At 69.8% G+C, this 11,385-nt stretch carries 10 protein-coding genes and 1 rRNA gene; 5 read left to right on the top strand and 6 right to left on the bottom strand.

Annotation, left to right across the window (positions count from 1 at the left end):
- Window positions 1–150: 150 nt before the first annotated feature.
- Both rrf and AB0F03_RS07600 read left to right on the top strand, forming a co-directional pair.
- Window positions 151–267 (top strand): 5S ribosomal RNA (gene rrf / locus AB0F03_RS07605).
- A 391-nt stretch (window positions 268–658) separates the two neighbouring features.
- Complete coding sequence (locus AB0F03_RS07600) at window positions 659–793, top strand: hypothetical protein (RefSeq protein ID WP_361987474.1); 135 nt, start codon at window positions 659–661, stop codon at window positions 791–793.
- Between the two features lie 19 nt (window positions 794–812).
- Here the strand turns inward: AB0F03_RS07600 and AB0F03_RS07595 are convergent, their stop codons facing one another.
- From AB0F03_RS07595 to AB0F03_RS07570, 6 genes are all read right to left on the bottom strand, one after another.
- A complete protein-coding gene (locus AB0F03_RS07595; protein WP_361987472.1) occupies window positions 813–2,390 on the bottom strand; it encodes a type VI secretion protein in 1,578 nt (525 codons plus the stop codon).
- A gap of 11 nt (window positions 2,391–2,401) precedes the next feature.
- Window positions 2,402–3,814, bottom strand: a complete 1,413-nt coding sequence (locus AB0F03_RS07590) for an ATP-binding protein (protein ID WP_361987470.1) — start codon at window positions 3,812–3,814, stop codon at window positions 2,402–2,404.
- A 14-nt stretch (window positions 3,815–3,828) separates the two neighbouring features.
- Window positions 3,829–5,385, bottom strand: coding sequence for an SCO6880 family protein (locus AB0F03_RS07585; RefSeq protein WP_361987468.1), 1,557 nt, complete (start codon window positions 5,383–5,385; stop codon window positions 3,829–3,831).
- Window positions 5,382–6,710: a hypothetical protein gene (locus AB0F03_RS07580; protein ID WP_361987466.1), complete on the bottom strand. Its 1,329-nt coding sequence runs from the start codon at window positions 6,708–6,710 to the stop codon at window positions 5,382–5,384. The genes AB0F03_RS07585 and AB0F03_RS07580 overlap by 4 nt, the downstream gene beginning before the upstream one ends.
- The gene (locus AB0F03_RS07575) at window positions 6,700–7,527 is read right to left on the bottom strand and encodes a hypothetical protein (RefSeq protein WP_361987465.1); all 828 of its coding nucleotides are present in this window, start codon (window positions 7,525–7,527) and stop codon (window positions 6,700–6,702) included. The genes AB0F03_RS07580 and AB0F03_RS07575 overlap by 11 nt, the downstream gene beginning before the upstream one ends.
- A gap of 165 nt (window positions 7,528–7,692) precedes the next feature.
- On the bottom strand, window positions 7,693–8,001 hold the full coding sequence (locus AB0F03_RS07570) for a hypothetical protein (RefSeq protein ID WP_016436843.1): 309 nt from the start codon (window positions 7,999–8,001) through the stop codon (window positions 7,693–7,695).
- Window positions 8,002–8,538: 537 nt separating this feature from the next.
- Here AB0F03_RS07570 and AB0F03_RS07565 point away from each other — a divergent pair.
- From AB0F03_RS07565 to AB0F03_RS07555, 3 genes are all read left to right on the top strand, one after another.
- On the top strand, window positions 8,539–9,318 hold the full coding sequence (locus AB0F03_RS07565; RefSeq protein WP_361987463.1) for a trypsin-like peptidase domain-containing protein: 780 nt from the start codon (window positions 8,539–8,541) through the stop codon (window positions 9,316–9,318).
- 91 nt (window positions 9,319–9,409) lie between these two features.
- On the top strand, window positions 9,410–10,411 hold the full coding sequence (locus AB0F03_RS07560; RefSeq protein ID WP_356818119.1) for a bifunctional lytic transglycosylase/C40 family peptidase: 1,002 nt from the start codon (window positions 9,410–9,412) through the stop codon (window positions 10,409–10,411).
- A gap of 230 nt (window positions 10,412–10,641) precedes the next feature.
- The gene (locus AB0F03_RS07555) at window positions 10,642–11,337 is read left to right on the top strand and encodes a phosphatase PAP2 family protein (protein ID WP_361987462.1); all 696 of its coding nucleotides are present in this window, start codon (window positions 10,642–10,644) and stop codon (window positions 11,335–11,337) included.
- Window positions 11,338–11,385 lie beyond the last annotated feature (48 nt).

Below are 11,385 nucleotides of genomic sequence, written 5' to 3'. Positions count from 1 at the left end.
CCGGATCTGGAAGCACGGTAACGTGTGGAGGTGACCGGTACTAATAGGCCGAGGGCTTGTCCATTGATGCTCGCGTTCACTGTGTTGGTTCTGAGACCACGACCACGTCACCCCGTCACGGGGTGTTTCGGTTGAAGTGTTTCATAGTGTTTCGGTGGTCATAGCGTGAGGGAAACGCCCGGTTACATACCGAACCCGGAAGCTAAGCCTCACAGCGCCGATGGTACTGCAGGGGGGACCCTGTGGGAGAGTAGGACACCGCCGAACAATCTTTGGGAAAACCCCCGCATCTTCGATGCGGGGGTTTTCTGCGTTCACCCCCGATCACGGCTGAAGACCGTCAGAAAGTGACTTCTTCCGTCCGGTTCGGTGTCCTCCTGGAAGGAGTGGTCTACGGTGACCACATGACCAGCCTCACCGGTGCACCTGGCCTGACCAGGGATGACTACACCGTCCGTGCCATACGTCCCGACGAGTGGGTCGCCGTGCGGCAGCTGCGGCTCGACTCGTTGCGGGATCCGGCCGCGCGCATCGCCTTTCTGGACACCTACGAGGAGGCTGCCGGCAGGCCCGACGAGTTCTGGCAGGACCGGGCCGTCCGGTCCGGTGCGGGATCCACCACGTCCCAGCAGTTCATCGCCGAGGCGCCGGACGGAACGTGGGCCGGCCCCAGGGTGCCTACCGCAAGGCGGGGTTCCTGCCGAGCGGACTCGCCGTCGCGTTCCCCCACGACGAGTCAGAGAACGAGCTGGAGTTCGTCCTGGACCGGCAGGCCGAGAACCCGCCCGCTTAGACCGATGCGGCCGACGTCTTCAGACCGGCAGTTCCTGGTGCGGCCAGCGGGAGCGGGCCTGTTCGCGGGAGCGGAGCAGGGCCAGCGTCGGCAGGCCCTGGTCGGTTCCGGTGGCGAGCAGGGCCGGCAGCTCGGGGAACGGCGCCACGGCGGCGATGTCGTCCAGGACCAGGGTGAGTGGTGGGTCGAGCCGACCGGAGGATGACCGTTCGGCCATGCGCCGGCCGTGCTCGACCACGCTGGAGACGAGGGCCGTCAGGAGCGGCATCGCGCCCGGGTTGCTCCGGGGGTCCTCGATGGATTCACCGACCACGTAAAGTGTGCCCCCCTCGTGGACGAAGGAATCCAGGGCGAGGGCGTCGGATCGGTTCGGGGTGCAGGCCTCGCGGATGTTGACCGTGAAGAGGGCGGACAGGGCCCTGCTGGTCAGTTCCTGCGCCATGTCCCGGCGTTCGGGGTGTGCGGTGAGGGCCGCCTCGAGTTCGCCCGCGGCGCCGGGGGCGGCCTTGGCGTGGGTGCGCAGCGTCCGTACGGCGTCCTGGACCTGGGTGCCCTGGGTCCAGCGGTGGACGTGGCGGATGGTGCGGTTCTCCAGGGCGGCGGCGTGGAGGTAGCTGCGCAGGAGGGTGGTCGCCGTGTCGGCCACGGCCTGGTCGATCCTGGCGGTGGGCCGTACGGGGGCGAGGAGGGCTGTCGCCCGGTGCAGCGCCGTCTGTCTGTCCGCGCAGCCCGCCGTGGGGGACCAGTGGAGGCGGGCCGGGGTGTCGCAGAGGTGTGCGGGGTCGTAGAGAAGGGTGGGGCCGAGCTTGGCCTTCGCGTCCTTCGTCTCCGCCCAGAGGGCCGGGTTCGATGTGACGACGAGGGTGGGGCCGGCGGCGTCCCTGATGGCCTGGACCGCGGCCGGCTGCCGGGTCGCGGGGGTGCCGTAGCGCACCGGGCCCTCGGTACGGGAGGCTTCCCGACCGCCCGTCCCCGCGGCGCCGGCGGGCAGGGGTCCGGCCCCCTGGGGCTCGGGCTCGCTGCGAGGTGCCGGGATCTCGTGCGTGGGGGCGGAGGCGGGACTGAGCGGGGGTGTCGGTGCCGGTGTGGGCGGTGCGGGGGCCGGGACCTCGAACGCCGGACTCGCGGTCATGGGCTCGGGGACGACAGGCCCCTTGGTCACAGGCACGGTCGCATCAGGTCCGCTGACCTCGGCCCTGTCGTCCGTCGGCCCACCGCGTCCGATGGTCGCCCGGCGCGCGCGCCATCGCGTCACCGTGCCGATCACGAACACGGTGAGGACGAAGAGGATCATCAGCTGGCCGATGAACAGGCCCCAGAACAGGCCCCAGCCGGGCAGCTGGGCCGGCGGGGTGTCCGGCCAGGCACCGGTGATGTCGTGGGGCCGGGCGATGAGGTGCCGCATGGCCAGGGGGGTCCTGGTGAAGGTGACGCCGTGGGGCCAGGCGCCCTGGGCGAACCGGGCCGCCAGCCCCGTGGCCGTCCACACCAGCAGGGTCATGCCGAGGAGGAACGCGAGCATGCCGACCAGCAGCCCGTCGGGGATGCCGCCGCTCCGGCCCTCCCCGCGGCTGTCACGGCGGTCGTCCGGTCTCACCCTGCCCCTCCCTACGCCACCGTCGACTCGGAGTCGCCCAGATGCTGCTCCACGAAGGCCGCCGCGCGCTGCTCGGCCTCCAGCTCGGCCGCGCGCAGGGCCTCGTCGGCCGCCAGGTCGCTGGACGACTGGGTCATCGCCCGGTCGGTGAAGACCAGTGGGCGTTCCGTCTCCGTGATCAGGTGTTTGACCACCTGGACGTTGCCGTTGACATCCCAGACCGCGATGCCGGGGGTGAGCGTCGGGATGATCTCGACCGCCCATCTGGGCAGGCCCAGCACCCGGCCCGTGGCGCGTGCCTCGTCGGCCTTCTGGGCGTAGATCGTGCGGGTCGACGCCATCTTCAGGATGGCCGCGGCCTCCTTCGCGGCGGCACCGTCGACCACGTCGGACAGGTGGTGGACGACGGCCACGAAGGACAGGCCGAGCCGCCGCCCGAACTTCAGCAGCCGCTGGAACAGCTGGGCCACGAAGGGGCTGTTGATGATGTGCCAGGCCTCCTCGACCAGGAAGATGCGCTTCTTCCGGTCGGGGCGGATCCAGGTGTGCTCCAGCCACACGCCGACGATCGCCATGAGGATGGGCATGGCGATGGAGTTGCGGTCGATGTGGGAGAGGTCGAAGACGATCAGCGGGGCGTCGAGGTCGATCCCGACCGTGGTCGGGCCGTCGAACATGCCGCGCAGGTCACCGTCGACCAGCCGGTCCAGGACCAGGGCGACGTCCAGGCCCCAGGCCCGTACGTCGTCTATGGCGACGTTCATCGCCTCGGCCGACTCCGGCTCGGGGTGCCGTAGCTGCTCCACGATGTCGGTGAGGACCGGCTGACGGTCGAGAATGGTCTCGTTGACGTAGGAGTGGGCGACCTTGAGGGCGAAGCCGGAGCGTTCGTCCAGGCCGTGGCCCATCGCCACCTCGATGATCGTCCGGAGCAGCGCGAGCTGGCCGGTGGTGGTGATCGCCGGATCCAGGGGGTTGAGCCGGATCCCGTGGTTCAGGGCGGCCGTCGGGTCGAGCCGGATGGGGGTTATCCCCAGCTCCTCGGCAATCAGGTTCCACTCGCCGACCCCGTCCTCGCCCTGGGCGTCCAGGACGACGACCTGCCGGTCCTTGAACCGCAGCTGGCGCAGGACGTACGTCTTCTCCAGCGCCGACTTGCCGTTGCCGGACTCGCCGAGGACGAGCCAGTGGGGGGCCGGGAGCTGCTGGCCGTACAGCTGGAAGGGGTCGTAGATGTATCCCTTCCCGGAGTAGACCTCGCGGCCGATGATGACGCCGGAGTCGCCGAGGCCGGGCGCGGCCGTGGGCAGGTAGACGGCCTGGGCCTGGCCCGTGGAGGTGCGCACCGGCAGCCGGGTCGTCTCGACCTTCCCGAAGAGGAAGGAGGTGAAGGCTTCGGTGAGGACGGACAGCGGATCCCGCATCGGCGAATCAGCCCCTACCTTCGGATGCCGGTGGCGAACGGAAGTGTGTTCACGAAGGCGCGGTGGTGCTCTCGGTCGCACCATTCCAGCTTGAGGTACGACTTGCCGGCGGAAGCTCTTATCGTGCGCTTGTCGCGGGCGAGTGCCTCGGGGGAACGGGAGGATACGGTGATGTAGCCGACGAGGTTGACGCCCGCGGCGCCGCTGGCGAGGTCCTCGCCGCGCTGGTCGAGGCGGTTGTGGGCGGCGATGTCCCGGGGGTCCACGGTGCGGTTCATCTTGGCGGCGCGGGACGCCTCGGCGTCGTCGTTGGTCTTCTCGGTCAGCATGCGCTCGATGGCCACCTCGGTGGGTTCGAGGTCCATCGTCACGGCGACCGTCCGGATGACGTCCGGGGTGTGGACGAGCAGCGGGGCGAGGAAGTTGACGCCGACGGGGGTCATCGGCCACTCCTTCACCCAGGCGGTGGCGTGGCACCAGGGGGCGCGGGTGCGGGACTCGCGGGTCTTGGCCTGGAGGAAGGTGGGCTCCATGGCGTCCAGTTCGGCCGGCCAGGCGTTGCGCTGGGTCATCGCCTGGATGTGGTCGATGGGGTGGTCGGGGTCGTACATGGAGTGGATGAGGGAGGCCAGCCGGCCCTGGCCCAGGGGCTGCCGTACGCGGATGTCGGCCTCCTGGAGCCGCGAGCAGATGTCGGTCAGCTCGCGGGCCATGACGACGGCGAGCCCGGCGTCCCGGTCGACCTTGGTGCCGCGGGCGCGGACGGCGCGGGCCATGGCGTTCGCCTCGGAGGCCAGGTCGCGGGTGTAGTGCATGCAGGCGACGAGGTAGGCGCGGTGCTGCTCGCTGCTGGTGGACACCATGGACTGCAACTGGTCGTAGGACCGCTGGAGCCAGTCCGGGGAGCGGTCGTCGCCGCGCAGGGTGACGTCCTTGGCGTGCGCGTCCGGGTCGGCCGGCAGGGTCCGGGCGAGCATCTGGATCCGGGTGACGAAGCCGTCCCCGTTGGCGACGTGCTTGAGCAGCGTGCCGAAGCGGTCGACGAGGGCCTCCTGGTCCTCGGAGTCGCGCAGGCCGACGCCCGGGCCCTCGATCTCGATGGCGGCGGTGACCGTCTTGCGGTCGGCGTGCAGCAGTACGGCGATCTCGTCGGGCCCGAAGGGGGCGGCGAGCCAGTTGATGCGCCCGATGCCGGGGGGAGGGCCGATCTCGACCTCGCGTCCGTCGAGGCCGGTGCCGGCCTCCATGACGGTCGAGCGGTAGTGGGCATTCCGCTTGACGGTCCGTTTGTAGCTGCGGTTGATCTCGAACCACTTGTAGAAGGTGCGGCGCTTGTACGGCACGTAGACCGCGGCGAGCGCGAGCAGCGGGAAGCCGGTCAGCAGCACGATGCGCAGGGGCAGCACCGGGACGAGGAGGCCGCACATCATGCCGAGGAACGCGCCGATGACGATCAGCGCGATCTCGCCGGACTCGCGGTTCCGGCCGACGATCGCGTTGGGCCGGGCGCGGCCGATCAGATACGTACGGCGGGGCGTGATCGGATGGGACAGATGGGACTCGGTCGTCAACGCCCTTCACCTCCCGAGCGGTTGTTGCGGGTGTTGCTGGCGTGCGGGGTGTTGACCGGGCTGGCCGCGCGGGGCGCGGGGGCGGCGGAGGGGACGGCTCCGCCGGAGCTCCCGGTCGGGGTACGGCTGCTGTGGGCGGCGACACCACCGGTGAGGGGGTTGGCCGGGCGCGGGGCACCGCCGGACTGGCCCCCGCCGCCGTTGTTGTCGGCGCGGGTGCTATGGGTCTTGATGCCCTGGGCGACGAGGGTGGCGGGCGAGCTGATGACGGCGGCGGCCTTGCCCTCGGCGCCCTGCATGATGCGGTTGCTGCGGGAGCCGGCGATCTCGTCGCCGAAGCCGGGGACGAAACGGTAGATCATCGCGCTGGCGAAGATGGCGAGCAGGATGATGGCGAGGCCGGAGACGACGGCGGAGAAGGCGTCGGGGCCGTCGGCGCCGGAGAGGGCTCCGGCGAGGCCGAGCACGATCACGATGACCGGTTTCACGAGGATGACGGCGATCATGATGCCGGCCCAGCGGCGTACGTGGCCCCACAGGTTCTTGTCGACCAGTCCGGCGTAGACGACGGTGCCGAGGAGGGCGCCGACGTAGAGCAGGGCGGCGCGGATGACCAGCTCCAGCCAGAGGATGCCGGCGGCGAGGATGCTGACCAGGGAGACCACGATCAGCATGATGGGGCCGCCGCCGATGTCGGTGCCCTTGTTCAGGGCGCCGGAGAAGGTGCCGAAGAACGTGTCGGTCTGGTCGCCGGTGGCCTTGGCGAGGACGTCCGTCACGCCGTCCGTCGCCGACACGACCGTGTAGAGGATCAGGGGCGTGAAGGCGGAGGCGAGCACCGTCAGCCACAGGAACCCGATGGCCTCCGAGATGGCGGTGGTCAACGGCACACCGCGGACGGCCCGCTTGGCCACGGCCAGGAGCCACAGGAGCAGCGTGAGGATCGTGGACGCGGCGAAGACGACGGCGTACTGCTGAAGGAACTTCGCGTTGGTGAAGTCTACGTTGGCGGTTTCCTTCACCGCGGTACTGAGCTTGCCGATGGTCCACGCGGCGGCGTCGGCACAGCCCTTCGCGAGAGAGGAAAGGGGGTCGAGGGTGTCGGTGAGGGGGTTGTTGGTGATACCGGAGGAGCCTTTGGACCCGTGGCTGCCGTTCTCGCAGTACTTCTTAGCTGGACCGGCGATCAATGAACAGGGATCGTCGCTCTTGGAAGGTGTCGGATGGGGGGCTGCGACCGCTTGCGTGGCCAGGAGTACGACGGCTGTTTGGACGGTGGCCACTAGGCCGGTGAGCTTGAGCGCGCGGTGCTGGCTACCGGGCATAGGTGAAGCCTCCGAACTCCTGAACCGCCCTGCTGATGTCGCCGGCCCCGGACACAGGGTTGTCACCAGTGACGGGGGTGGGACCGGTCTTCTGGGTGGATTCCCGAACCTTCCAGTCACCGTTGTCCCAGCTCAGTCTCATGGTCACGGTGAACCAGTTGCTGGTCACCGGGTTGGTTGAACTGTCGCTGGCCAGGCCGAACAGGCCGTTGCACCAGACCTCGACCGTCGCTGCGCCTTCGCTGAGCGTTGTGGTCCTGGTGCCTACCGGCACTGTGCGGTTCACGAATGTGCTGCCTTTGGGCGCGCTTCCGTCGTCATTGAGGCCGACCTTCCTGAGGAAGGAGGACGAGTAATCGGCGTCAAATCCAGCCTGGAGACTGCTCACCGTGCTGGGATCGGCGACGGTCTGCACGATCTGGTGCCGTCGGGCGGTATTGAACATGCCGTCAGACCCCAGAACTACCGCATAATTCGCCGCCGCACTCTGCGCCCCCTGTTCCGTGCGGGGGAAGTTCGAGGGGATGCCTGTGGTCTTGGTGCCGACGGGGTGGGTGCCTGAGGGGGCTGTCGAGGAGGTCTGGGGGCGGGAGCCCTTGGTGGTGGCGGTGTCCTTGGTCGTGTCGTCGCCCCTGTTCGCGAAGGCGATGGCTGCGATCAGGAGGACGACCACGCCGACCACCGTGACCAGGCTTTTGGAGGAGGAGCGGTGGGGGCGGCGGGGGGCGCCGCCGTAGGGGTCGTTCTCCGGTAGGCGGGTCCGGGTGTGGCCCGTGTCGCCGTAATCGCTGTAGCTCTGTTCGTCTCCGGGATTCATGCCGCGTACGCCCCCTCCACCTCGTAGACGTACGACGGTAGCCGTGCTGGTTCCCGCGCGGGCGCGGTGTGGTGACTCGACATCAGGGAGACGCAACCTCAGCCGGTGGGCACGACGGGTGGGTGGGGTGGAGGGGACAGCCGGGCGTGCCCGGGAGGGGAGGGGCTACACCGCCATGCCGTACACGATGGTGAACAGGGTGCCGAGGGAGCCGATGATGAAGACTCCGGTGAGGCCGGCGATGATCAGGCCCTTGCCCTGCTCCGCGCTGAAGGTGTCCCGCAGGGCCGTGGCGCCGATGCGCTGCTTCGCCGCGCCCCATACCGCGAGGCCGAGGCAGAGGAGGATGGCCACGGCCATGACCACCTCGATCATCACCTTGGCCTCGTTGCCCAGGCTGCCGAAGGGGCCCCAGTCCGGAGCGATCCCGCCGATGATGGTGTTGATGTCTCCCTTGTCGGCCGCAAAGAGCATGTAAGTCACCGCCCCTGGTGGGTAGTTCCGCGTGTGCCTCTGCGGTGTGCAGAGGTCAGGCCTCATTGTCGCCGACAACGTCGCCTACGTATGTCGACTTGGCGTCATTGGCTGGCGGGTTTCGTGCGAATGACTCGCACGGTCACTCTGTGTATCACGGCAGGTCACCCCGGGCAATGAAGTCGGAGCGGAACCTGGCGTGTGGTTCGGTCGTTGACCTCCCTCACGGCCGGTCGCTTGTGTGGCGCGGTTTCTGACGGCCGGTCGGGTGAGGCTCCGTGCCGATGTTCTCACGGGTGGCGGGGCCGGTGGCTTGGCGGACCTGGACGGCGTGGTCGTCGTGGTCTTCGCGGGGTGATGGCCGGGGTGGTTGTCGGGGGTCGGGCGTACGTTCGATGGGGTCGTCGGCGGGTGGGCGCGGGGGACCGGTGGCCCTTGGGTTTTCGGATCTGCGGTGGCGGGGCACCGGGTGTTCACAGGAGAATCTCAGTGATGTCGGAGCGGGTTTCTCAGCTTCGTGGGACAGAGTGGGGCTTGATGAAGCGCATCTCACGCATCTCACGCATCTCGGTCACCTCCCGGCCCGCGCTGCTCGGCGCGGTGGTGCTGCTGGCGCTGACCTCGGCGTCGGTGGCCGCCGCCGACGACGGGCGGGGGCCGCTGGAGGTCACGGCCGATGCGGTCGCGACCCGCCAGAGCGCGCGGGTCGGGGCGCTGTTCGGCGCGGACCGGGCGGGCAGGCCGTCCGGCGGTCACTTCTGCACCGCTTCGGTGGTGCACAGTCCGCGCGGTGACCTCGTCGTCACCGCCGCGCACTGCGTGGACGGTGACGACGGCGACCTGGTGTTCGCGCCGGGCTACCGGGACGGCCGGACGCCGTTCGGGGTGTGGAAGGTGACGCGGCGGTTCCTGCCCGACGGGTGGACCGGCGGTCAGGACGAGGACAGCGACGTCGCCTTCGCCGCCGTCGCCGAGCGTGACGGTGAGCGCCTCGAGGACGTCGTCGGGGCCAACCGGTTCGCGGCCGGGGTGGCCACCGGTGCCACCGCCGTGACCGTCACCGGCTACCCGGACTCCCGCGAGGCGCCCATCAGCTGCACCGACAGGCCGGCATCGCACAGCAGGACGCAGCAGCGCATCACGTGCCCGGACTTCACCGGCGGCACCAGCGGCAGCCCCTGGGTCAACGGTGACGGCCAGGTCGTCGGTGTCATCGGCGGTCATGAGCAGGGCGGGGACACGGCCGACGTCTCCTACAGCGTGGTGCTGGGCGGCGAGGCGGCCGAGCTGTACCGGGACGCGGTGTCTGAGTCCTGAGCAGGCGTCAGTCGGGCGGTTCAGCGGTGAAATGACGCCACTTCGCGTCCAAATGGCCTTGAACGGGGTCCGCATGGGGGAAAGTTGAACCGTGCGGAAGGTATGGGTGTTCGGTGGGGCGGCCGTCGCGCTCGGCATGGGCTTCGTCATGCTGCTCGTCGTCGGGGTGTACATCGTGGCCGGGAACCTGGTCAACGGGGCGACCTCGGGTGCCCGGGGGCTCGCCAAGGGCGCCGTACCGGCCGCCTACAAGTCGCTCGTGCAGCAGTGGGGCAACCTGTGCCCGGCGCTCAGTCCGGCGCTGCTCGCCGCCCAGCTGTACCAGGAGAGCGGGTGGAACCCGACGGTGGTCAGCCCGGCCGACGCCCGCGGCATCGCCCAGTTCATCCCGAGCACGTGGGCGACCCACGGCATCGACGGCAACGGCGACGGCCGGCGGGACATCTGGGACCCGAATGACGCGATTCCGTCGGCCGCGTCGTACGACTGCGAACTCGCCAAGTACGTCAAGGACGTCCCCGGCAACGTCTCCGACAACATGCTCGCCGCCTACAACGCGGGCGCCTACCGTGTCATAAGGGCGCGCGGGGTCCCGGCCATCAGCGAGACGCGGAACTACGTCCAGCGCATCCGCAGCCTGGAGGAGAGCTTCGCCGCGCCGGTCAGCCGGCTGGACCCCACCCGGGCGGCGGCGGGTGCCATCGCCTTCGCGCAGAGCAGGCTCGGCACGCCCTATCTGTGGGGCGGCAACGGCACCGCCGACCAGGGCGGACGCTTCGACTGCTCGGGTCTGACGAAGGCCGCGTACGAGAAGGTCGGCATCACCCTGCCCCGGGTCGCCAACGACCAGTACAACGCCGGCCCGCACCCCTCGCGGGACCAGCTGCTCCCCGGCGACCTCGTGTTCTTCTCGGACAATCTCACCGACTCCCGGGCCATCCGGCACGTGGGTATCTACGTCGGCGGCGGGTACATGATCGACGCGCCCCGGACGGGTGCCGTGATCCGGTTCGACCCCGTCGACACCCCGGACTACTTCGGGGCGACCAGGGTCACCGAAGATGGCGCAAAAGCACTCCCCACAAGGGTGTGAACCGTGCGTGAACCCGCCCCCTGAGCTGCGGCGATGAGTCTCTCTTCGATAACGTCTGCGTGATCATTCGGTGGAGAGTGGAACGTATGAATGGTGGCTGTGCGTTCCTGTTGACGTAGCCGAGCGGACGTCAGTGCGGCAGTGCAGCGGATGCGGATCTACGTACCACGGGGGGCAGGAGCGACGCACACCCGGTGCGTCCGGACGAACGACGAAGGGGCCGCAGCACCATGGCTGTACTCGCCGATTCCGGATCGAACCCCGACGTCGACCTGCTCTACGACATCAATGGCCTGGCCAAGGAAGCGCCGCACTGGTGGGACCGGGTCATGGCGTTCGTCGGCGAGTACGGCCTGCTGCTGGCCATGGTGCTGCTGATCCTGGGCTGCTGGTGGTCGGTGCGGCGCCGGGGCGGCGAGGAGGCGGCGCCCTCGGTGGCCGCGCTGCTGTGGGCACCGCTGGCGGCCGGCCTGGCGGTGCTGGTGAACGTCCCGATACGGGGTTTCGTGCAGCGCCCCCGCCCCTTCCTGGACCACGAGGGGCTGGACGTCCTCGTCGCCGGGAAGAACGACTTCTCCTTCGTCAGCGACCACGCGACGATCACGATGGCGCTCGGGGTCGGTCTGTTCGTCGCCCACCGCCGCTTCGGCCTCGTGGGCATCGCCCTGGCCCTGCTGGAGGGCTTCTGCCGGGTCTACATGGGCGTGCACTACCCGACGGACGTCGTCGGCGGTTTCGCGCTCGGTACGGCGGTCGTCCTGCTCCTGTCCCCGCCGGCCACCGCCCTGCTGACCCCGCTGATGCGGGCCGTGGAGCGCTCGCCGTGGGTGGGCGGCCTGGTGCGGCGGCGCTCGGCGCCGGGCGTCCCGGTCCTCGCCGGCGCCCACCGGCCGGCGGAGTCCGAGGAACGGGACCTGGCCGCGTGAGCCGGCGCCGGCCGGTGTCCCCCGCCGGGGGATGACCCCCGGCGGGTG

The organism is Streptomyces sp. NPDC028722 (assembly GCF_040637655.1).
Lineage (GTDB): Bacteria > Actinomycetota > Actinomycetes > Streptomycetales > Streptomycetaceae > Streptomyces.
This window is presented reverse-complemented; position numbering and strand designations above follow the sequence as displayed.

Excerpts from the sequence above, each read along its gene's own strand:
- AB0F03_RS07590 (WP_361987470.1), bottom strand. The coding sequence starts at position 3,814 with ATGCGGGATCCGCTGTCCGTCCTCACCGAAGCCTTCACCTCCTTCCTC.
- AB0F03_RS07580 (WP_361987466.1), bottom strand. The coding sequence starts at position 6,710 with ATGCCCGGTAGCCAGCACCGCGCGCTCAAGCTCACCGGCCTAGTGGCC.
- AB0F03_RS07575 (WP_361987465.1), bottom strand. The coding sequence starts at position 7,527 with ATGAATCCCGGAGACGAACAGAGCTACAGCGATTACGGCGACACGGGC.
- AB0F03_RS07570 (WP_016436843.1), bottom strand. The coding sequence starts at position 8,001 with ATGCTCTTTGCGGCCGACAAGGGAGACATCAACACCATCATCGGCGGG.
- AB0F03_RS07565 (WP_361987463.1), top strand. The coding sequence starts at position 8,539 with ATGAAGCGCATCTCACGCATCTCACGCATCTCGGTCACCTCCCGGCCC.
- AB0F03_RS07555 (WP_361987462.1), top strand. The coding sequence starts at position 10,642 with ATGGCTGTACTCGCCGATTCCGGATCGAACCCCGACGTCGACCTGCTC.